This window comes from Pedobacter fastidiosus (assembly GCF_014306625.1).
In the GTDB taxonomy this organism is placed as follows: domain Bacteria; phylum Bacteroidota; class Bacteroidia; order Sphingobacteriales; family Sphingobacteriaceae; genus Pedobacter; species Pedobacter fastidiosus.
The window spans coordinates 617-23,419 of the sequence record NZ_JACRYL010000035.1 but is presented as its reverse complement, the minus strand read 5'-3'; the positions used below and the strand labels follow the sequence as shown (position 1 = coordinate 23,419).

General features: G+C 36.2%; 20 protein-coding genes. 9 read left to right on the top strand and 11 right to left on the bottom strand.

The features are described from left to right. Positions 1-408 precede the first annotated feature (408 nt). From H7U22_RS22070 to H7U22_RS22035, 8 genes are all read right to left on the bottom strand, one after another. Complete coding sequence (locus H7U22_RS22070) at positions 409-795, bottom strand: hypothetical protein (protein ID WP_187073513.1); 387 nt, start codon at positions 793-795, stop codon at positions 409-411. Next, the gene (locus tag H7U22_RS22065; protein ID WP_187073512.1) at positions 796-2,028 is read right to left on the bottom strand and encodes an ABC transporter permease; all 1,233 of its coding nucleotides are present in this window, start codon (positions 2,026-2,028) and stop codon (positions 796-798) included. Positions 2,029-2,109: 81 nt separating this feature from the next. After that, on the bottom strand, positions 2,110-2,748 hold the full coding sequence (locus H7U22_RS22060; protein ID WP_187073511.1) for an MBL fold metallo-hydrolase: 639 nt from the start codon (positions 2,746-2,748) through the stop codon (positions 2,110-2,112). Positions 2,749-2,776: 28 nt separating this feature from the next. After that, complete coding sequence (gene gldD / locus H7U22_RS22055; RefSeq protein WP_187073510.1) at positions 2,777-3,364, bottom strand: gliding motility lipoprotein GldD; 588 nt, start codon at positions 3,362-3,364, stop codon at positions 2,777-2,779. 38 nt (positions 3,365-3,402) lie between these two features. Further along, the gene (locus tag H7U22_RS22050) at positions 3,403-4,146 is read right to left on the bottom strand and encodes a shikimate dehydrogenase family protein (RefSeq protein WP_187073509.1); all 744 of its coding nucleotides are present in this window, start codon (positions 4,144-4,146) and stop codon (positions 3,403-3,405) included. 76 nt (positions 4,147-4,222) lie between these two features. Next, positions 4,223-4,990: a phosphosulfolactate synthase gene (locus H7U22_RS22045; RefSeq protein WP_187073508.1), complete on the bottom strand. Its 768-nt coding sequence runs from the start codon at positions 4,988-4,990 to the stop codon at positions 4,223-4,225. Between the two features lie 61 nt (positions 4,991-5,051). Continuing rightward, complete coding sequence (locus tag H7U22_RS22040) at positions 5,052-6,455, bottom strand: tetratricopeptide repeat protein (protein WP_187073507.1); 1,404 nt, start codon at positions 6,453-6,455, stop codon at positions 5,052-5,054. A gap of 1,112 nt (positions 6,456-7,567) precedes the next feature. After that, positions 7,568-10,078 (bottom strand): M1 family metallopeptidase, encoded by a 2,511-nt coding sequence (locus H7U22_RS22035; protein WP_187073506.1) that lies wholly within the window; start codon positions 10,076-10,078, stop codon positions 7,568-7,570. 124 nt (positions 10,079-10,202) lie between these two features. Between H7U22_RS22035 and amaB the strand changes: the two genes are divergently transcribed. Continuing rightward, positions 10,203-11,744, top strand: coding sequence for an L-piperidine-6-carboxylate dehydrogenase (gene amaB, locus H7U22_RS22030; RefSeq protein WP_187073505.1), 1,542 nt, complete (start codon positions 10,203-10,205; stop codon positions 11,742-11,744). A 252-nt stretch (positions 11,745-11,996) separates the two neighbouring features. Here amaB and H7U22_RS22025 read toward each other — a convergent pair whose 3' ends face one another. Continuing rightward, positions 11,997-12,728: a class I SAM-dependent methyltransferase gene (locus tag H7U22_RS22025; RefSeq protein WP_187073504.1), complete on the bottom strand. Its 732-nt coding sequence runs from the start codon at positions 12,726-12,728 to the stop codon at positions 11,997-11,999. 159 nt (positions 12,729-12,887) lie between these two features. Here H7U22_RS22025 and H7U22_RS22020 point away from each other — a divergent pair, with 159 nt between their 5' ends. Next, positions 12,888-14,195 carry an MFS transporter gene (locus H7U22_RS22020; protein WP_187073503.1) on the top strand — a complete coding sequence of 436 codons (1,308 nt, stop codon included), beginning with the start codon at positions 12,888-12,890 and terminating at the stop codon, positions 14,193-14,195. Between the two features lie 52 nt (positions 14,196-14,247). Here the strand turns inward: H7U22_RS22020 and H7U22_RS22015 are convergent, their stop codons facing one another. Beyond that, complete coding sequence (locus H7U22_RS22015; protein WP_187073502.1) at positions 14,248-14,628, bottom strand: VOC family protein; 381 nt, start codon at positions 14,626-14,628, stop codon at positions 14,248-14,250. A gap of 130 nt (positions 14,629-14,758) precedes the next feature. Here H7U22_RS22015 and H7U22_RS22010 point away from each other — a divergent pair, with 130 nt between their 5' ends. The 4 genes from H7U22_RS22010 (at position 14,759) to H7U22_RS21995 (ending at position 19,110) form a co-directional block, all read left to right on the top strand. Then, positions 14,759-16,039, top strand: a complete 1,281-nt coding sequence (locus tag H7U22_RS22010; protein ID WP_187073501.1) for a replication-associated recombination protein A — start codon at positions 14,759-14,761, stop codon at positions 16,037-16,039. Positions 16,040-16,090: 51 nt separating this feature from the next. After that, the gene (locus H7U22_RS22005; protein WP_187073500.1) at positions 16,091-17,563 is read left to right on the top strand and encodes a DUF5687 family protein; all 1,473 of its coding nucleotides are present in this window, start codon (positions 16,091-16,093) and stop codon (positions 17,561-17,563) included. A gap of 2 nt (positions 17,564-17,565) precedes the next feature. Then, a complete protein-coding gene (locus tag H7U22_RS22000) occupies positions 17,566-18,258 on the top strand; it encodes an ABC transporter ATP-binding protein (protein ID WP_187073499.1) in 693 nt (230 codons plus the stop codon). Positions 18,259-18,432: 174 nt separating this feature from the next. Continuing rightward, entirely contained in the window at positions 18,433-19,110 is a 678-nt protein-coding gene (locus H7U22_RS21995) for an OmpA family protein (protein ID WP_187073498.1), read from the top strand. 208 nt (positions 19,111-19,318) lie between these two features. Here H7U22_RS21995 and H7U22_RS21990 read toward each other — a convergent pair whose 3' ends face one another. Then, positions 19,319-19,663: a hypothetical protein gene (locus H7U22_RS21990; RefSeq protein ID WP_187073497.1), complete on the bottom strand. Its 345-nt coding sequence runs from the start codon at positions 19,661-19,663 to the stop codon at positions 19,319-19,321. A 105-nt stretch (positions 19,664-19,768) separates the two neighbouring features. Between H7U22_RS21990 and H7U22_RS21985 the strand changes: the two genes are divergently transcribed. The 3 genes from H7U22_RS21985 to H7U22_RS21975 are packed head-to-tail and all read left to right on the top strand — an operon-like array spanning position 19,769 to position 22,538. After that, on the top strand, positions 19,769-20,794 hold the full coding sequence (locus tag H7U22_RS21985) for a Gfo/Idh/MocA family oxidoreductase (RefSeq protein ID WP_187073496.1): 1,026 nt from the start codon (positions 19,769-19,771) through the stop codon (positions 20,792-20,794). A 55-nt stretch (positions 20,795-20,849) separates the two neighbouring features. Beyond that, positions 20,850-21,629 (top strand): M90 family metallopeptidase, encoded by a 780-nt coding sequence (locus tag H7U22_RS21980; RefSeq protein WP_187073495.1) that lies wholly within the window; start codon positions 20,850-20,852, stop codon positions 21,627-21,629. Positions 21,630-21,647: 18 nt separating this feature from the next. Beyond that, positions 21,648-22,538: a DUF6263 family protein gene (locus H7U22_RS21975; RefSeq protein ID WP_187073494.1), complete on the top strand. Its 891-nt coding sequence runs from the start codon at positions 21,648-21,650 to the stop codon at positions 22,536-22,538. Positions 22,539-22,803: the final 265 nt, after the last annotated feature.

Below are 22,803 nucleotides of genomic sequence, written 5' to 3'. Positions count from 1 at the left end.
TTACGGTATTTACTGGTAGCCGACAAAGTGATGAAATATTTGAGCGCTTTCCGGGAAACCGGAAAGCGCTTTTTGTTTTTATACTCTTCAGCTTGCAAAGTTTTGACGGGCAAGAGCAAAGGAAACTCCGAAAGTTTAGAAGACCTTGGTCTGTATTTTAAGACTTGCGCTGTTCTTCCATGGCACAGGGCCTTTGAAACTTCGTAACTCGGTATAGATTGTAGGCTTTGCGTTAACGATTGAAGCGATATCCTTTTTAGCTGTCATCCTGAGCGTAGTCGAAGGAAAGCCAAAAGACATAACGCAAAGCCGCAAAGGGGTGGCTTTGCCACGAGTTAAAACGCCCGACTCAAATAAAATATTATTTTGATAGACTTGAGATCTTTCGTTTAAAAATTTGCAATAAATTTATTGCGCACAAGGCCCGTCCGGAATTTCTTTACTGATTTTTATCACCTTAGTTACCACTAGTGTAGAATCAAAATCATCAGAAACGGTTGCCGTATCAGATTTTGCAAAGTAACCTTCAAGCTCTACATAAACAGGTTCGTAAGGTTTTTCAAAATTTAAATTGCTGTAAGAAAGCTCAAGATTTTTAACGCTATCGGCAACCCAATACTCACGGCCGTCCTCACAAAGAGTAAAGGATTTCATTTCAGGGCCAAAGCTGTATAAGCCTTTTACGGTTTTAATATTACTCTTTTCTCCTTCCGCCTTGTTGTCCCGATTACAAGCAGTAACGGCTACGCCGAAGAGCATAGCAAACACAATTGCCTGTTTAATTAACTTTCTCATTTATATATTTTGATTAATCTGGTCTATCCGTTTAACACTTAAATTAGATGACAAACCCGATGCCAAAAACGAAAAAATACCTACTGTAAAGAACACTAAAATAAAATCTTTCCATTTTAGTGCTATTGGATAGGCACTTATCAATGTGGTATTTTCTTCGCCCATTTTTATTAGGTTGAAGTGTTGCTGAAATAAACAAAATATTAATCCGATTACCAAACCTAACACACAACCCGACATTGTAATCATCATCCCTTCGAATAAAAAGATCCGTTTTATTAGTCGTTTGCCAGCGCCCAAACTGCTTAAAATAGCAATATCTTTTACCTTATCTATTACCAGCATGGTTAAAGAGCCAATAATATTAAATATAGCAATAATTAATATAAAAGTTAAAATGATATAAACAGCCCATTTCTCTGTATTTAGAATGTGATAAAGGGATCGATTTTGTTCTGCCCGATTTCTAACTTCGAAACCTTTGCCAGCGTTACTAATCACATCTGCCTGAAAATCATCAACATTTACTCCGGGCTGAAGGTTGATTTCAATAGCTGAAACATTTTTATCTTCGCCTAAAAGCCCTCGGGCAAAATCCAACGGCACGATAATTCCATTATCAAACTCTTGTTGCACTTCGAAAACGCCACTTACTCTAATGCTTTTTATCACAAAATCATCCGCAGGGTTTATAGAATTTACCGACATGGTTTTCTTGGGCGAAAAAATTTCGAGTTCGGTAAAGGGATCTACTGTATTTACAGCGAGGTAGCTTTGCAAAGCGGAGCCAATAACTGCACTGTTTCCGCTTTTGTTGCGCAATACGAAATGACCCTCTTTAATAGTACTATCTAATTTATCATTTTTTAAATAATCCAAACTAACGCCCTTTACCATCCCTACAGCTTGCTTACTGTTGTATTTTAACAAAGCATTTTCCTGCAACACTTCGGTAAAAGAATAAACATCCTTATTCTTTTTAAGCTGATTAAAATAAGTTGTATTTGGATCGAAGGTTTTGCCCTGTGCCGGAATGATTGAGATTTGTGGCGTTATGGTATTGAACATATTTAACACCACCGTTTCGAAACCATTAAACACCGATAAAATGATAATTAAAGCAGCGCTTCCAACCATAACACCAACCATAGAGATCCCGGAGATCAGGTTGATTGCATTGGTTGATTTCTTTGCAAAAAGATAACGTTTAGCGATATAGAATGGCGTATTCACGTGGGTAAATATAGGTAAAATGTAAGTTGGATCTGGAAGAATTGAAATGTATGTTAGTCCATTACTTCTTACCTAGTAACACTAAAAGAAGGGATTATGTTCTTTTTCAAAGCCGATTGTTGTAGATGGGCCATGACCAGGATAAACTTTGGTTTCATTTGGAAGTACAAAAAGTTTATCGGTTATGTTTTGAATAAGTTGCTGATGGTTTCCGCCGGGAAGATCTGTACGACCGATACTTCCATAAAACAACACATCACCACCAATTAAAAAGTGATCTGCTTTGCTGTAAAAGCACAAATGCGCAGGCGAATGGCCGGGTGCAAAAATCAAATCTAATGTACTATTTCCAAAACTGATTGTTCCGGTTTCTGGCAAAAAGGTGTCAGGCTCAGGAGAAAGTTCATAACGGGTAAAACCCATTTGTGGCGCATAACTTGGCACAGCTTGAAGAACTGGCAATTCACCTATATTGAATTGTGGCTTTAATCCATAAGTATCAAAAACAAATTTGTTCCCAAAAACATGATCGATATGGCAATGCGTATTTAGAAGTAAAACGGGTTTTAAGCCATTTTCTTTAATATAGGCAGTGAGTTGATTTTGCTCTGCACCCTCATACATTCCAGGATCGATAATCACACAATCTTTTGTTTCATCAAAAAGTATGTAGGTATTTTCGCTGTATGCGTTAAAGGTGAAAGTTTTAATTGTGATCATAATTTTTGATTCTGTAGATAGAGCAATTTTAATTCTTCCACTTAAATGTTGAAATCATTTTATCTATATCCTTTTTTATAAATTTAACCACAGGCTCGATAGAGTCGTATTGCGGTCTTTCATTGAAGTAGAGAGCGCCTCTAAAATAATGTTTGGCACTATCTGTTAAAAAAAACTGAACTGAAGAAGCTGTGTTTCCTTCGATGGCGTAATATATGCCGTAAACTCTTCTATCGGGATAATTAATTACTTTTTGATCAATGGCAGTAGCTTTAATAGTATGCTTAAATGCCAACTTTCTTGCGTCTTCTACCATTTCATCATACTCGCCCTTTCCAGATACATCGTAATAGGTTAAATGCAGAAAACCATTAAACTGCTTAAAATGTAAATTGTACCAATCTTTTTGCGCATCTCTACTTTTATCTTGCTCAATAGAAGCATAAGTTGGATATTCAAAATTGAAAGGGACAGGCTGATTAAATTCGATGTATTGTTTTTTTGGAAATTCTATTCGGTAATAAGCCTTTGGTTTCGGACTATAATCATTGCTCTGACAAGCAGATAAGATTAAGAGCAGAATAAAAGGTGCAAAGAATAAGTTTTTTAATTTCATCGTTTATTCAACTATATCGCAATTAACGGTAAAATATTTTAATTATTCCATATTGCCCAAGCTTTTTCGGCTTGTTTGTACAACATTTCCAAGCCATTTTTAATTTGGGCGCCTTGTTGCGCTGCCTTTGATAAAAACGTTGTTTCGAGCGGATTGTAAACCAAATCGTAAGCTAAATGATCCTTGCCGATTAAACTGTAATCAATATCTGGAAAAGTATCTACATTCGGAGACATGCCCAAAGGCGTGGTATTGATTAATAATTTATGCGTAGTTAAAATTTCTGGTGTAATCTCGTCATACAAAATAGCTCCAGAGGTAGCCTTACGAACGACAACCTGATATTGGATATTTAATTTTTCGAGCACATATTTAACAGCCTTGGCAGCGCCACCATCGCCAAATACCAATGCTTTTGTGTGTTGAGCTGTGAGTAATGGTTTTAAAGAATGTTCAAAGCCGTAAGCATCAGTATTGTAGCCTTTTAAATAAAGCTCCCCTTCAAAATCTTTAATCGCGATGCAATTAACCGCACCAATTTTTTCCGCAGCCTCTTCAATCTCATTTAAATAACAGAGTACATTCACCTTGTGCGGAATGGTTACGTTTAGTCCTTTTAAAGTTGGGTTTTCTAAAAGAAGATTCGGTAAAGCGCTAATATCTTCGATGGGGAAAAGCTCATATTGATGATCGACTATACCCTCATTTAAGAACTTTTCTGTAAAATATTTTTTGGAGAAAGAATGAGAAAGTGGGTATCCGATTAAGCCGTAGGTTTTCATGAAGCAATATTTACGTAAATGCGATGCGCAAAACCTTTGTTACAGTAGGCTTTAGGCATCGCAATACAGTACACTATTATTTTCCTTGATTTAAGAAATAATCAAAAGTATCTCCACGTAACCCTAAACGAATGGTTTCTAAAGGAATAACTTCAGCAGGGGCAATGTTACCCAAATTTACGTTTGTGCCAATTAACTTGATAAACCAAACTTGTTGTTCTTTTTGAGGGGCTTCCCAAATAATGGTTTCTTCTGGTATCTGAGTTAAAATCTCATCAACCAAACCTTCACGTACTTCGCCACTTCCGCGATAAATACCTACGTTTCCACCTTCACGGGCTTCAGCAATAACTTTCCAAGAACCAGCTTCAAGCTCTGCTTGCATTAATTTGATCCATTTATATGGTGCAAATATTTTGGCAGCATCCTTACTCCCAACTTCAGATATTACGGTAACCTGTTTTGAAAGTTCGCGAATAAATTCGCACTTTTTATCGTGCTCAATTTCGATAGATCCATCAGATACTTCTGCATATTCCATCCCATATTGGTCTAAAACACGTTGGTAATCGGCAAACTGATCGCGGATTATAAAGGCTTCAAAAAGCGTTCCACCGAAATAAGTTGGAATACCAGCACTTCTATATAGAGCTAATTTCTCTTTAAGTTTTGGGGTAACATGAGATGTTGCCCAACCTAATTTTACAATATCTGTATGTACACCGGCAACTTCAATAAAATCTTCTACCTGGCGCAGGCTTAATCCCTTATCCATAACCATTGTTATGCCCTTTTGGCGTGGTTTGGCTGGACGTTCGGGAACGTTTGTTAATGGGTAATTCATATGTGTACAAAAGTGAAAAAAATTTTGAGATTTATATGTTAAAATTTTCTCACATGTTTTTCTACCTGATATAGCGGTTAATAACGTTAATAATGGCACTATTATCTTGCAACTGTGGCAAGTATTCAAATAAGATATAATGTTTATCTGGATCAGTTGTTAAAGCCGTTTCCAAATAACCTAGGGCATCACTATAATTGCCCATAGCAAACAAATACGCTACCATTCGGTAATATAATTCTGCTGCTTCCGGGTTGTTTTTTATCGCTTCTGCCATCGTTTCCGAAGCTTCCAAAATTTTGCCCTGCTCATAAAGTACAGTACTAAAATCTAACCAAGCCTCAACATCAACCGGATTAAACTCCAAAACTTTCTCATAAGCAACGATCGATTCTTCAATTTGGCCTAGTTTATAATAAGCATCCGCCATGGCAAACCAAAAATCTGGATTTTCATCTTCAAGATCTATTGCCTTTTTATAAAAATGTAACGACTCGAAATAACGCTCTTCGTGATTTAAGGTTACCCCAATTCCAAACCAGGCATCAGCCATTTTTGGATCCATTTTTACCGATTTCTTATAGTAGGAACGGGCTTCGTCCATTTTCTCTAACTTCTCATAACACTCGCCAATTGCGCAATAAGTATCTGCATTGGGCTGCTCATATTCAAAAGTATGCTTGTAAACTTCAATGGCTTCATCGTATTTATCCAATTGCACCAAAGCATTTCCCTTATTAAAATACGCTGAGCTGAAATCTTCTTTAATTAAGATGGCGTAATCGTAAGCATCAATTGCTTTTTCAAACAAATTAAGTTTATGGAAACTGTTGCCCAAATTATACCAAGCCGCATAAGAATATGGGTCGGTATCAATATATTGTTGATAAAATTTTATACTTTCTTCCTGCTTATCTAAAACATCATAACAAAAAGCCAATTCGTACAAGCCGTCTTGGTTTTCCATATTTTGCTCTAAACTTAACTTAATGTAGGTAATTGCACTTTCATAGTCAGACATGCTTTGGTAAACATAAGCCATCTGCAATAAAATCTCATCGGTACTTTCTGCCAAACCTAAAGCCTTTTCGTAATTCTCCAATGCCTCATCAAAACGTTCGGTATTTTGAAAAATATTACCGCGTAATAAATAAATATCAGGTTCTGATGGCTCTAAAAGCTCGGCCTTTTGCAAAGCAATAAAAGCCTTTTCATTGTTATTGGTAAGAATATAAAGGTGAGCCTGTTTTATTAAAAAAACTGTAGCGTAAGGGTGTTGACTAATTGCAAAATCTACAACCTGTAAAGCTTTGACCGGATCATTTTTCTCGATGTAAAAATCTACGATGTATTCGAATGCGCCTGCATCGAAAAAATACTGATCCTGATTACGGAGCATTTCTTCGTAACGTTCTACTGAGCGTTGTGCGTCTTCGTTGGATTCAAAAAAGAATTCTTCTTCCATATTAATAAAATTTAAAGAACCGTGCCACTAAGCAGAAAAACACATTATAAGTTTACAAGTTTTAATTATTCGTTTTTTAAATAATTATTAACATCAGCGTGCTAATTCTATGTAAATAGCTGAATATAAACGCTATTGAATGTGATTAAGATGTGTGGATAATCATTAGATTTTTACAACATCAGCGGTTCCTTTCCCTTCTTTTACAAAAATACTATAAATATATTGTACAAACGTAATGATGAAGTCATGAAAAGATTGGATAAATTGTGGCAGGAATAACCAATATAATAATTATTTGTAAAGCAAGGGCTGCGCAATTTTTAAAGCTAGCCGGGCTTTTTGTTAAATCTTTTGTTTAGAAAAAAACAAAAGGATACCACTTCAATCCCGTTTAAAACCTCCAGTTATCTGCTACTATTTAAGGTTGCAAAGCGTTAATAATCAAACGTTCCGAAGGAACGAAAATATGTTGAAACATTTTTTCTACCCAGCAATCGTCCCTAAGGGACGAAAGTAGAGCCTGTACCAAGCAAGAAATAAATAAAAAGATTGTACCAATTGTGCTTTTAACAACAAATAGTACCATTTGTAGAGCAAGGTATAAGCCTAAATTTCTGAAATTTCGTCTCATCGGGACGACTGCTGGGTAAAGCTATTAAGCAAGAAATAAATAAAAAGATTGTACCAATTGTGCTTTTAACAACCGATAGTGCCATTTATAAAGCAAAGTATAAACCTAAATTTCTGAAATTTCGTCCCGTCGAGACGGCTGCTGGGTAGAGCTATTAAATAAGACATAAATAAAAAGATTGTACAAATTGTGCTTTTAACAACAAATAGTACCATTTGTAAAGCATGGTATAAGCCTAAATTTCTGAAATTTCGTCCCATCGGGACGACTGCTGGGTAGAGCTATTAAACAAGAAATAAATAAAAAGATTGTACCAATTGTGCTTTTAACAACAAATAGTACCATTTGTAGAGCAAAGGCTATGCTGTTTTAGCATAGCCTTTGCCTTTTTATAAAATACTAGCAGAGTATAGACACAAATTTTTAACATTTCGACCCATTGTAACGACTGCTTGGTTGAAATTTTAAATTTACATTATTATTTATTTCCCAAATCTGCAGCCGCTTTTTTGAAAACATCAGCTTGTTTTTGAAGATTAGATTTTGCTTCCCCACTTGCCGAAGAAGCTTGTTTTTCCTTACCTGCAGCAGTTGCTGTATAAGCCGCAGCCAATTGTTTGGCCAAATAATTAGCCAATTTTAAACGATCAACAACATCGCTAATGTTTTTAGTTCCCTTTTCGGTAATTGCTGGGTTAGTATTGTTTCTTAAATACTGAAAATATGGACCAACAACAGAGAAAACCTTATTTCTATCGCCTGTAGCCATAATGTTTTCGAAAAAAGCCTGATGTTCATCCTTTGGATCGTTAACATACAAAACAGCAATTGAAGAAGCAATATGATCCTTGGTATCCATATCTAAAGCAGCCAAAGCCGTTAAGCCTTCTTGGGGTGCCAATTTCGATAATCCTGCAATTGAAGCTGCAATAACTCTGTACGATCTATCTTTAACGCCATCGGTTAATAACGTTTTATAAGCCTGATCTCCAGTCGCAGATAACTTGGAAATCGCTGCAGATCTAACTTCAGTATTTTTATCAGTTTTTGCTAACTGAAGAATAATTGGTAATGCAATTGCTTTAATTTTTGCATTATCCAAGTCTATGGCTTCAACACTTAAATTCCTTAAATCTGCAGATTGATCTTTTAATCCGGCCAATAATATATTTTGGGCATCGGCTTCTTTGCTTTTCGAAGCAAATTCTAAAGCTTCAATTCTGTTTTTATAACTTGGCGCTTTAACATATTGAAAGGCATAATTATCTAAGGTTTTGCTCTCGTTAACTTCACCTACCAAAATTTTATCTACATCAAAATCTACCAATTCAGGCTTAGAAGCCACATCAAAAGTAAAGCTCTGTTCACGATTGTTAATCAAAATATCTTTGCTGATTTTTCTTCCGCCAGCATAAATATCAACCTTTAAAGGAAGTATAAAGGTTTGTACACTCGCATCCTGAGTTTGTTTTATTTTGATGGTTTCTTTGCCATTGCTGTAACTGTAATCTACATCCAAAATTGGGTGACCGCCATTGTAATACCATTGATTAAAGTATGGACTCCAATCTTTTCCGGTAATATCTTCCATGGCCAAACGCAACTGATGAGTTTCGCCATTTTTAAAAGCATTTGTAGTTAAATATTTATTTAAGCCTTTAAAAAACGCAGCATCACCCATTTGATTTTTTAAAGCATAAAGAATAATCGAACCTTTAGCATAGCTGATGTTATCAAACAAATCTTCTTTATCATTATAGTAAAAACGAGCTAAAATAGGGCTTTCACCTTTCTTGGTAGAACCTAAGTAAGACTGAAGTTTTTCATATCGCGATTTATCTTCTGCATCTTTTCCAGCATCATGACCATGCCAAATTACTTCACCAAAAGTGGCAAAAGATTCGTTCATTGTAATGTTAGACCATGATTCTGCTGTAACATAATCGCCAAACCATTGATGAAAAAGTTCGTGGGCAATTGTTCCTTCCTGGTTATCATCTAACAACTCACGATCAGTTTTTTGAACTTGCTCGCCGTGTAAAGTGGCTGTAGTATTTTCCATCGCACCTGAAACGTAATCGCGGGCTACAACTTGAGAATATTTGTTCCATGGATAATCAACCCCTAAAACTGTACTGTAAAACTGAATCATATCTGGCGTTTTACCAAAAATCTGTTTCGCATAAGGTGCATATTTTGGTTCTAGGTAATAGCTTACCTCTTTACCTTTATAGCTGTCTTTTGTTATTTTAAACTCACCAATCGCCATCATAAATAAATAGGGCGAATGTGGTAAATCCATTTTCCAGGTATCCGTTCTGGTGCCATTAGCATTTGCTTTTTGCGAAACTAATTTGCCATTAGAAAGTGTGGTATATTTCGATTTTACAGTCATCGAAATTTCCTCGGTCGTTTTCTGATCTGGTTTATCGATTGTAGGAAACCATGCCGAAGAAGATTCAGTTTCTCCTTGTGTCCAAATTTGAGTTGGCTTATTTTTATCTGTACCATCTGGATTTATAAAATATAATCCTTTGGCATCTGTAATTGCAGCACTTCCTTTTACTTTCAGCTCATCCGGCTTTGCCGTATAGGCGATATAAACGGTGTACTTTTCTATATTGCTGTACTTTTTGTTTAAAGTGATGTACAGCTTATTATCATTGTAAGTATATTTCAAAGGTGTATTTCCTTTCACTCCAACCATGGCAACCTCTTTAATATCCATTCCCTGGGCATCAAGCGTTAGCGAATCGGTGGCGTAAAAATGAGGCTTTAAGGTTACCCATTCTTTTCCATACAGATACCGCTTGGCGTAATCAAAAGAAACATCCAATTTGGTGTGCACAAGATCGTTTACTTTGGTCGCCGTTACTCGATAAATGGAAAGGTTATCCGATTTTTCGGCTGGCTTTTCTTGTGCAAAAGTTGCATTTGCCATAAAAGCCGATGCGAGCATCAAGCCATATGAGAAAATTTTCTTATTCATTTTTTATTTATTTAATAGGTCAGTTTATTTTAAAGCAAGATATTAAGAATTGTGTTAAACTAAAGCGTCAAATGTAATAGGCTTTATGTTAATTTTTTGTTTTTTTGTGTAAATCGTAAGATATATGAGAACTGATATTCAATCAATATTAAATAAATTAGGCATAAAAGCCGAAAATGCTGCGTTTAGTACAGGAAGTATTTGGGGTGGAGATTCCAATTCAAAATCCATAGAGAGTTTTTCTCCTGTTGATGGAAAAATTATTGCCTCGGCCAAAGTTGCAACTTCAGCAGATTACGATGCCGTGGTAAAGAAATCGCAAGAGGCATTTAATTATTGGAGAACAATTCCTGCACCAAAAAGAGGCGATATTGTTCGTCAGTTTGGCGATGCTTTAAGAGTAAATAAAGATACTTTGGGCACCTTGGTTTCTTACGAAATGGGCAAGAGCTTGCAAGAAGGTTTTGGCGAAGTTCAGGAGATGATTGATATCTGCGATTTTGCAGTTGGTTTATCTCGCCAACTTTATGGCTTAACCATGCACAGCGAAAGACCAAACCACCGCATGTACGAGCAATGGCATCCGCTTGGCATCGTTGGAATTATTTCTGCTTTTAACTTTCCGGTTGCGGTTTGGAGCTGGAATACGGCATTGGCTTTGGTTTGCGGAAATGTTTGCATTTGGAAACCATCAGAAAAAACACCTTTAACAGCCGTTGCTTGTCAGCATATTATTGCTAAAGTTTTTAAAGAAAACGATGTTCCCGAAGGTGTTTGTAATTTAATTGTTGGCGATCGAGAAGTAGGTGAGCTAATGGCGAATGACGGTCGCGTTGCATTAATTTCTGCTACAGGTTCTACCAGAATGGGTAAAGCAGTTGGCGCTGCAGTTGGTGCTCGCTTAGGCAAAAGCTTATTGGAACTTGGCGGAAATAACGCAATCATAATTTCTGAACATGCTGATTTGGATATGAGCTTAATCGGTGCGGTATTTGGTGCTGTGGGTACCGCCGGACAACGTTGTACATCAACCAGAAGACTGATTATCCATGAAGCTGTTTACGATGCTTTCGCTGCTAAATTGGTTAAGGCTTATGTACAGCTTAGAATTGGAGATCCATTAGATCAAAATAATCACGTAGGGCCGTTAATTGATAAAGATGCCGTTTCAAGCTATTTGGACTCTATTGAAAAATGTAAAGACGAAGGTGGGAAATTTTTAGTAGAAGGTGGTGTTTTAGAAGGTGAAGCATATACAAGTGGGTGTTATGTTAAACCCTGCATTGCAGAAGTAAAAAATGATTTCAAAATTGTTCAACACGAAACCTTTGCTCCAATTTTATATTTGATTAAATACAAAACTTTAGATGAAGCCATTGCTTTGCAAAATGGAGTTCCACAAGGACTATCCTCTGCAATAATGACTTTGAACTTGAGAGAAGCGGAACAGTTTTTATCTTTCCAAGGATCTGACTGCGGAATTGCGAATGTTAATATCGGCACTTCTGGCGCTGAAATTGGCGGTGCATTTGGGGGCGAAAAAGAAACAGGTGGGGGAAGAGAAAGTGGCTCTGATGCTTGGAGAGCTTACATGAGAAGACAGACGAATACCATCAATTATTCTAATACTTTGCCATTGGCGCAAGGCATTAAATTCGATTTATAAGAAATTTTGCTTGTTAATGGTACGTGGAGACACGTACCATGGCTTTAGCGACCTCGTCATTTCGAGGCACGAAGCAATCTTAATACAATGAGTCTATAGCGACCCGTAATTGGATTGCTTCGTGCCTCGCAATGACGAAAACTCTTAACAAGACCTAATAGCCAGCTCGCGATGACAATAGTTCGTAAAAAGCGTCTATTTATCAATCTAGCTGGTGCCTAGGTTCGTGTCTCCACGAACCTCAAAATTAAACTACCTTCCCACCCGAAGCAAAATAGGGAAATGAATATCTTTTTCAGCATCATCGCCCCAAGCTTCTTTTAATTCGGTAAACATATATTCCAACGGATTTCTATCATTAGCCTTTTTGTAATGCTGAAGCGAAGACCAAGTATTTAAGTAACCAATCATCTGGTTAAAATTCCATTTTGTTTTGATTTGAAAATGAGGCACTACGATTTCTTCAAAAGGAAAAAGAATCGTTTTATATCCTTCTTCTATATACCTACGTTCAGAATCCCAGTATTTGCCAAGAATATCTTCGTACAATTTGTGAATCGATTTATCCACTTTTTTATCAATAAACATTACCCCATAACCAATTACAGCAAATAATCCGTTCGGTTTTAAAGTTCGTTTTACTTCAGCATAAAAAGCTTCGAAATTAAACCAGTGAATCGCTTGCGCAACCGTAATCAAATCGAAGCTCTTATCGCCTACTGAAGTTTCTTCTGCAGGCTCTATTTTATAAGTGATGTTCGGCAATTGTAACGCATTTTTAAGTTGATTTTCGCTAATGTCGGTTGCATACACAGCACCAAATTCGCTCGCCAAAACTCTGGCAACTTGTCCATTACCTGTTGCACAATCCCAAGCGGTGTCTTTATTTTCTACAAGCGAGAAAAGATAATCGTATAATTCTTTCGGGTAAGTTGGTCGATAGATTGAGTACTCTGCAGATTGGGTAGAGAAGTTATCTTTCATGTTTTTGGGTTTAGTTTGAAGCAGAAAATAAGTGATTTTTTCAATACGTTCTTGCAAATCTATTATTCTCAAGCTATCTTACAATCAATACGAATTTATAAATTAAACAATTTATTATCGATTTGTTTTTGATTCAATTACCCAATCCTTTCACCTAATATGAGCTACACATCAACCGATTTTTCAACAAAAGAAATAAGTGAAGTAAAATATAGGTTGAAATCTATTTTTGGTGGCTCCGTTGGAAATCTGGTTGAATGGTACGATTGGTACACCTATTCTGCTTTTGCATTATACTTTTCGCCGGCATTTTTTCCTAATAGCAACCCAACAGCACAGCTTTTAGATACCGCTGGAATTTTTGCAGTAGGCTTTTTAATGCGACCAATTGGCGGATGGCTATTTGGCAGCATCGCTGATAAATTCGGTCGTAAAAAATCGATGACCCTTTCCGTATTGATTATGGCTATAGGATCGTTAATTATTGGTTTAACTCCAGGTTACAACCAAATCGGAATCGCTGCACCAATTTTATTAATATTTGCTCGCTTGGTTCAGGGTTTAAGTACCGGAGGCGAATACGGAACATCAGCCACTTACTTAAGCGAAATGGCGACTAAAAAGCATCGCGGATTTTATTCAAGTTTTCAATATGTAACTTTAATCGGCGGACAATTATTAGCCTTAGGTATTCAGTTAATTTTACAGAATTGGTTTTTAACACCTGCAGAGTTGCACGATTGGGGCTGGAGAATTCCATTTTTTATCGGAGCCATTCTTTCCTTTATCGCCTTATATTTAAGAAGACATATCGATGAAACCTCAGCATTTAAAAGCAAAAGTTCGGAAGATAAAAAAGGAGGAATTGCTGTTTTACTAAAATATCCGAAAGAAGTTTTTACCGTAGTTGGTTTAACCTTGGGCGGTACAATTGCATTTTACACTTTTAGTACCTATATGCAAAAGTTCCTTGTAAACACGGTGCATTTGAGCAAGGAAACCTCAACTACCTTATCCTTTATTTCACTTTTGGTTTTCGCAATTATGCAACCTCTGTTCGGATTACTATCTGATAAAATTGGTCGGAAACCCTTATTAATAGGCTTTGGGATCTTAGGATCACTTTGTACCTATCCAATTTTAACTGGCCTTGCAAGCGAAACCAATACTACAATAATTTTTCTGCTGATGATTGCTGCACTGATTATTGTGAGTGGCTATACGAGTATCAACGCCGTTGTAAAAGCAGAATTATTTCCTGCAGAAATTAGAGCTTTAGGAGTGGGCTTGCCTTATGCTTTAACGGTTGCCATCTTTGGCGGCACAGCAGAATATTTGGCACTTTGGTTTAAAAATATTGGGCACGAATCTTACTTCTATTGGTATGTAACCGCTTGCATTTTGATTTCGCTAATTCTATATACTACTATGAAAGATACCAAACATCACTCGAAAATAGAGGACTAGCTAGAATTAAAAGATTATGGATTTTAGGATTATTTTTTGGGGAAACCTCAAATTAAATATAATTACTAATCTCAATCAAATTTAAATCGGGATCGCGAAGATAAACTGATAGAATTTTGCCATTTGCACCCGTTCTTTCTACAGGTCCTTCTTCTATTTCAATACAGTTCTGCTTTAGTTCGCGAATAACTTCATCGAGATTGGTTGACGTAATGAAACATAAATCGGCTGTTCCTGGCAAGGGTTTAAAAGCTTTGGGTTCGATTTCGCATCTGTGTTGATGGAGATTTATTTTCTGATCGCCAAATTTTAGTGCTTTTCTATCCGCTCCAAAGGTGATGATTTCCATTCCTAAGGCTACATTGTAAAATCTGCATGTGCTTTCTAAGTTAGCAACGGTAAGCACCAAATGGTCTAAATTTTTAATCTCCATAATAATTAATAGAACTAAGCTTTACGCGAATTGTTTTAGATTGGGATTATTGATTAAGAATCGGTTTTCGAAATTTGGTTAGTGGCGATAATCCTATCACAAAATAACCATTTTTTATATATTTACAATTATGCAAAACCAAGCCCCTTTAGCCGAAAGAATGCGCCCTCAAAATCTTGATGAATATGTTGGGCAAAAGCATTTGGTAGGAGTCGGCGCAGTTTTACGCAAAGCGATTGAAAGTAGCCAGTTGCCATCGATGATTTTTTGGGGGCCACCGGGCGTTGGCAAAACAACTTTGGCCTATATCATTTCTCAAACTTTAGATCGGCCGTTTTTTAACCTAAGCGCAATTAACAGTGGCGTAAAAGATATTCGAGAGGTTATTGATAAAGCCGCTGCTTTAAAAGACAGTTTTTTGGGTTTACCGATTTTGTTTATTGATGAGATCCATCGTTTTAGCAAATCTCAACAAGATAGTTTGTTGGGTGCGGTAGAACGCGGACTTGTAACCTTAATTGGTGCTACAACAGAAAATCCATCTTTCGAAGTTATCTCCGCTTTGCTTTCGCGATGTCAGGTTTACATTCTTAAATCTCTAACGGAAGAAGAACTGGCTGGATTGCTTCAAACAGCGATTAAAAAAGATGCTATTTTAGCTGAAAAGAACATCACAATAAAAGAACACGAAGCTTTAATTCGTCTTTCGGGAGGAGATGCCCGCAAGTTGTTAAATGTTTTAGAAATTGCAGTTAATGGAATTGGTGGCAATAAGATAACCTTAACAAACGAAAATGTTTTAGCGCATGCGCAACAAAATCTGGCCCTTTACGATAAAGCAGGAGAGCAACATTACGATATCATTTCGGCATTTATTAAATCCATTCGCGGGAGCGATCCAAACGCCGCGGTTTATTGGTTAGCCAGAATGATTGAAGGTGGTGAAGACCCATTATTTATTGCTCGAAGACTTTTAATTCTATCTTCTGAGGATATTGGAAATGCCAATCCGAATGCCCTGCTTTTGGCTAATAATTGTTTTACCGCGGTTAATGTAATTGGTTATCCTGAAGCACGGATTATTCTTTCGCAATGTGTAACTTACCTCGCCAGCTCAGTAAAAAGTAATGCTTCCTACATGGCGATAAATCAGGCTCAGGCATTAGTTAAACAAACCGGAAATTTACCTGTTCCGCTGCACATTCGCAACGCACCAACCAAGCTGATGAAGAATATTGGATATGGAAAGGATTACAAATATTCGCATAGTTATGAAGGGAATTTCGAGGCACAGGAATATTTGCCTGATGAAATAAGCGGAACCAAGCTTTACGATCCCGGTAAAAACCCTGCTGAAGAAAAGCTAAGAGAGAAGCTGAAACAAAACTGGAAAGACAAATACAATTATTGATGTAACATTTTTTGATAAACGGATACTAATAACCAAACAAGACTAAACTATATGCTAAGTACTTTTTTAAGCCATCAAAGAAAATCTTTTTGGCGTTCGCGGAACCGGGGCAGTAGCATTGCCACTCAGATTATTCTGGGATTTTTTATGCTTTACTTTTTGGTAATTGCCATTGGCGCTGGATTCAGTATGCCGTTTTTGCTTCCGAAAATCTTTCCAAATCAAGACGCAATCAAAAGTTTTAATGGATTGATTCTTTATTATTTTGCATTCGATTTTATTATGCGTTTACAGCTCCAAGAGTTGCCAACTATGAGTATTATCCCATATCTGCATTTAAAAATTAAGAAAAGCCAAATCATTAGTTTCTTAAACATTAAGGCACTTTTCTCGGCATTTAATCTTTGGCCATTCTTTTTATTTCTTCCTTTTATTTTTATGAGGATTGCCGGAGCTTACGGAGGATTTGCTACCATAATGTACATCGTTTCCATATTCTCTATTGCCATTTTTAACAATTACCTTGTTCTATATATTAAAAGAAAGACCATTACAAACGTATTGTACACAGGTATTGGCCTGTTAATTATTGCAGGTTTTGCTGCGTTAGAATATTATAAAATTATCTCGATAATGGCAGGCTCTGATTATGTTTTCAGAACCATTGCTTTACATCCATATGCTGGCTTTGTATTCACTGTCGCTGCATTTTTAGTATTCAAAATCAATTCTAATTTCCTAGCGAAAAATCTTTATACAGAAGAATTAAGCAGCAGACAAGAGAAAAAAGTGAGTACGGATTATGCCTTCTTAAACCGTTTTGGAAAAGTTGGGGAATTAGCGGCCTTAGAGCTTAAACTCATTCTCCGCCATAAACGCCCACGTTCATCGGTAATATTGGGCTTCTTCTTTTTGTTGTATGGTTTCCTGTTTTACAAAGCGCCAGCAATTGATGGCAATAAATTTGGACAAATGATGTTCGGTGCAATTTTTATGACAGGCGTTTCCATCATCATTTACGGTCAGTTTATGTTTGCTTGGCAAAGCTCACATTTCGATGGCCTTTTGAGTGCAAAAATCAACTTTAAAGATTTTATTAAAGCCAAGTTTTTGCTCTTTACAATTGCATCAACAATTATTACTGTTCTGGCTAGTTTCTATGGGTTTTTAAGTCCGAAGCTATTGCTTTTGCAACTTGCTGCTTATTTATACAACATTGGTTTTGGAACCGTGATTGTACTTTATTTAGCTACATTGAACTACAAACGGCTAGACATTACCAAGGCCGCCAGTTTTAATTATCAAGGAACAAGCGCTACACAATTCCTGTTAATGTTTCCTTACGCTTTAACTCCAATTTTACTTTATGTGCCCTTTGGGATGATGCATATGCCTTATTGGGGATTAACAGTTGTAGCTTTATTCGGATTGATTATGCTCTTGCTTAGAGGATTCTGGGTAAACTTCATCACCAAAAAATTTGAAAAACAACGATATAAAATAGCCGAAGGCTTTAGAGAATAATTATGATTTTAGAAGTAAAAAATTTGAAAAAGGTTTATGGCGATAAAACCGTTGTAAACATAGAGCACGTACAAATTCAACCAGGCGAAACCATCGGTCTAGTTGGAAACAATGGCGCCGGAAAAACAACTTTTTTCAGGATGCTTTTAGATTTAATTCGCCCAACCGAGGGTGAGGTATTATCGAAGGGCGAAAATGTAATGCAAAGTGATAATTGGAAAAATTATACCGCATCGTTTTTGGATGAAGGTTTTTTGATTGATTATTTAACACCTGAAGAATACTTTATTTTTATTGGCAGTTTGCATAATTTAAGCGTTGCCGATGTTTCTTCCTACCTAACTCAATATAATGAGTTTTTTAATGGAGAAATTTTAAATAGTGGAAAATACATTCGCGATTTTAGCAAGGGAAACCAAAATAAGGTTGGCATTGCAGCGGCATTAATGCAGAAACCAGAGATTTTAATTTTGGATGAACCTTTCGCCAATCTAGATCCAACGACTCAAATCCGATTGAAAAAATTATTAAAGGAACACCCGGGCAATATGACCACCTTTATTTCTAGTCACGATTTAAACCACGTTACCGATGTATGTAACCGCATTATCTTGGTAGAAAAAGGAATCGTAATAAAAGACTTTAAAACAGACGAAAATACATTGAAAGAGTTAGAGAGCTACTTCTCTGCTTAGTTTTTGTACTAAGAATGATACATTATAAGAGTTCCCCTAAACTGGGAGCTCTTTTTTATTGCCCGAAATTATTCTTTTTAGCTCTATTAAAGAGAAATAAAAATAAAATAGTTGCTAATTGGTTTTTGGCATTGTGTTTGAATAGAAACGGGAGAATTATAAATCTAAATTATTATGAGTATTTCAAAAGTAAGAATAGCAACACTAAGTATAGGATTAGCAATTGGTTCAATGGCATTCCAAAGTTGTGATAGTTTAACAAAAACACAAAAAGGAGCTGGTATTGGTGCTGCAGCGGGCGGAGTAATTGGAGCATTAATCGGTAAAAAAGCTGGTAATACAGCGGTTGGTGCTTTAATCGGTGGTGCAATCGGCGGCACTGCTGGAGCATTTATTGGTCGTAGAATGGATAGACAAGCAGCTGAAATTCAAAAAGCAATTCCAAATGCTGAGGTTATTCGTGAGGGCGAAGGTATTATTGTAAAATTTGATAGCGGGATTCTTTTCGATTTCGATAAAACAGCATTGAAAGATGCAGCTAAAACAAACGTTCAGAGTTTAGCTTCTTCTTTAAATCAATATCCAGATACAGATATTAAAATTATTGGCCATACAGATAGTCGTGGTACTGAACAATATAATATGGGTTTATCAGAAAGAAGAGCAGCGGCTGTAAAAGCTTATGCGGTTTCTCAAGGTGTTCCTGCATCAAGATTAGTAACTATTGGTAAAGGCTTTGCTGAGCCAATTGCTGATAACGAAACTGATGCTGGTCGTGCTGCTAATCGTCGTGTAGAAATTGTAATCGTTGCAAACGATGCTTTAAAAGCTACTGCACAAAAACAAGGATAATATTTGCCAATTCCCTCTACCTATGAGGTCATTATATAGTCAAACCCCGATGCATTGCATTGGGGTTTTTTGTTTAATTGTTTTTCAAAGACACTCTTGTTCTGAGGCACGAAGAATCTGCAACCTATGAAAAAGATTCTTCGTGCCTCAGAATGACAATACATTCAGGGTTAATGCCATCTTTAAATTAAACGAGGCGTTATAAATATTAAGAATAAATATCTGCGAAGTAACTCACCACCAAAGATTTCATTAAAAGTTCTTGCTCCAACATGGTATAAGGCGGAATGGCTTTAATTAATTTCCAATGTGGCCATCCATCTTGATCTATTCCCTCAAGTTCGTAAAAATCCATTTCGCTTAAAAGTCTGCAAGTTGCAATGTGCATTAACTCTTCCTTTTGGCGCTTGCTGTATTTTTTCGCTCCTTTGCCCAACTCCTGTACACCAATTAAAAAAAGCATCACTTTTAAATCAGGAAAATCTGAATCAAACTCTTTTGCAATTCGCTCTTGTAAAACTTTCCACTTGGCATTAATCTCCGACGGTTTCATAGAAAGCAAAGATAGTGTAAAAAGGTGTAAGGCATAAGGTAAAAGGTTTATGGTTTAGCACAAAACATAAAACCATTATTGTATTTTTGATCACATTACATACTTATGGATACGAATTCAAATAAAATTATTACAGCAGGTTTAATGGCTTATGGCATGTCTGGAAAGGTTTTTCATGCTCCTTTTTTAAATGCACATTCTGGTTTTAACTTAAAGGCGATTACCGAGCGCAGCCAAAAAAAGGCACAACAAGATTATCCAAATGTGATTAGTTATAACAGCATTGACGAGTTGCTTAATGATGATGAGATAGAATTAATGGTAATAAACACCCCCAATAATCTTCATTACGAACATTCGAAATTGGCATTGCAAAAGGGTAAAAATATTTTGGTAGAGAAACCTTTTACCGCGACAACTACCCAAGCTAAAGAACTTTTTGAACTTGCAGATCAAGTAGGAAAACAGATTTTCTTTTATCAAAATCGGCGTTGGGATAGTGATTTCGCTTCAGTAAAAAAGGTTTTAGAAAGCGGTAAGATTGGCAAGTTGATAGAAATGCATTTAAGGTACGATCGCTACAGAAATGTAATTGGTCCAAAAGCATTTAAAGAAAATCCTGTGGAAGCAAGTGGTTTGTTATACGATTTAGGTCCACATCTTTTAGATCAGGTAATTAGTTTGTTCGGAAAACCTTTAAGTTATCATAAAGTAACTGGCAAAAATAGAGTTGGCACCTTGGTTGATGATTATTTTACCATTCAGTTGAGCTATCCAAACAGCGTAAACGTTTTTGTAACTTCTAGTATGTTGGTGGTAAATCCTCAGGTTGCATTTGTTTTGCATGGAATAGATGGCAGTTTTATAAAACAAAGAGCCGATATTCAGGAAGAACAATTATTGGCTGGAATGAAACTAACAGATAATGGCTATGGAATTGAGCCAAAAGGTAAAGACGGTATTTTAACTACTATTGATGCGGAGGGGAATAAATCGGAAGAAATTATTCCATCAGAAGTTGGGAATTATTTGCTACTTTTCGAAGCAGTATACCAAGCCTTGATAAACAATAAACCTTATCCTGTTACAAGAGAAAATGTATTAACCCAATTAGAAATTATAGAAAGTTAACTAGAGTAAATTAAATTTCAATTCGTTTCAACCTAAATTACCGCAATTATAAAATATGAATTCATTACCATTTGCTTATCTAATCCCCATTTTTCTCCTTACTTTATATTTTATCCTTCGAAAAAAGAAACCTGCTATTGAGCCCTTAACAGATACGGATAAAAAGATTTTGGATGATTATGTTGGTTATTATCACAATTTAGATTCGACGGAAAAAATAAGATTTGAGCAAAAAATTGCAGAGTTTTTTAGCACCGTAAAAATCGAGGCTGTAGAATTGGAAATGACAACTTTGGATGAACTTTTAATTGCTTCGAGTGCGGTAATTCCAATATTTGGTTTTGAGCATTGGCAATATAAAAACTTAACCAGCGTACTATTATATCCCGATACTTTCAACAAGGATTTCCAGTTTGAAGGAGGCGAAAGAAACATCATGGGAATGGTTGGAAGTGGATATATGAACGGACAAATGATTTTATCTCGCTCGGCGTTAAGGCATGGTTTTTCTAAAAGTGCAGGCAAAGAAAATACAGCCATCCACGAATTTGTTCACCTATTGGATAAATCTGATGGCGCTACAGATGGCGTTCCAGAAAATTTAATGAGCCATGAATATACCTTGCCGTGGATTAAAATGATGCATGAGGAAATCGAAAGAATTGAAGATAATAAATCAGATATTAACCCTTACGCCATTACTAATCAAGCAGAATTTTTTGCTGTTGTCTCGGAGTATTTTTTCGAAAAGCCTGAGCTTTTAAAAGATAAACACCCAGATTTATATCAGGCTTTAAGTCGTATTTTTGCTCAAAATCCTGCTGGATCAAATTAATAATAATCCGTTTTCAATATGAGAATCTTACCAACGCTACTTTGCCTTTTCCTAACCTCAAGCATTTTTGCTCAAAAAGTTTACGTTTTAAAACAAAACTATCCAATAGGAAAAAAGTATGATTATAATCTAACTTCGAACCAGATTATAAAACAAAAAATTGGCGATCAGAATGTTAACCTGAGTCAAGAAATTGGTACGGATTATACCTTTGATATTGCTGGCGATAAAGCAGGCGATAAAACCATTAAGGTAATTTATAATCGAATTAGCATGAAATCTAGCGGAATGGGTAACACCATGACTATGGATTCTGACATTCAAGATCCGGCTAAACCTAATCCATTTAGTGGTTTAAAAGGTGCCTCTTTCGAAATGACTTTTGGTGCAAACGGCAGTATTAAATCTGTTAATGGATTAGAGAAAATGCTTGATAATATGGCCTCTAAAATGACGAAAGACACCAGTCAGATTAAGGCAATAAAGGCTTCTTTAGGTAAACAATTTAGCGCAGAAGGCATGAAGCAGACCATGGAATCGTCGTTTAAAATTTATCCAGATAAGCCCGTTAAAATTGGCGATAGCTGGACAGTTGATACAAAAATGCAAATGACCATGCCAATTGAAACCATTACAACTTATACTTTAAAATTGGTAAAAGATGGGATTGCTTTTTTAAATGTAAATGGTACGCTAGTTTCTAAAGGGAGCTTTGATTCTATGGGCACAAAAATTGACACAGATTTAAAGGGCACAAATTCTGGCGATATGCAGATTGATCTTAAAACAGGATTGGTTTTAAGCAGTCATTTGCGCTTGGAAATGTTCGGAACCATGAAAGCAAAAGATCAAAATATCGATTTCGATATGGAAGGTATTAATCAAATTACAGGTAAAGAAATTAATTAAAAATAATCAAACGTTTTTCTAACCAGCAAACGCCTCCGATGGAACAAGCGTATGTTCTAAAATTCCCATTGTTTATTGGATCATTTCAAATACATGATTGTTAAATATTAATCAAACGTTCCTAAGGAACGAAAAACACACATTTATTTTCTACCCAGCAAACGTCCCGACGGGACGAGCATATGTTCTAAAATTCGCATCGCTGGTTGGATTATTTAAAATGCGTTATCGCTCGATTTTGAGTAAATATTCCTAGGGAATGAAT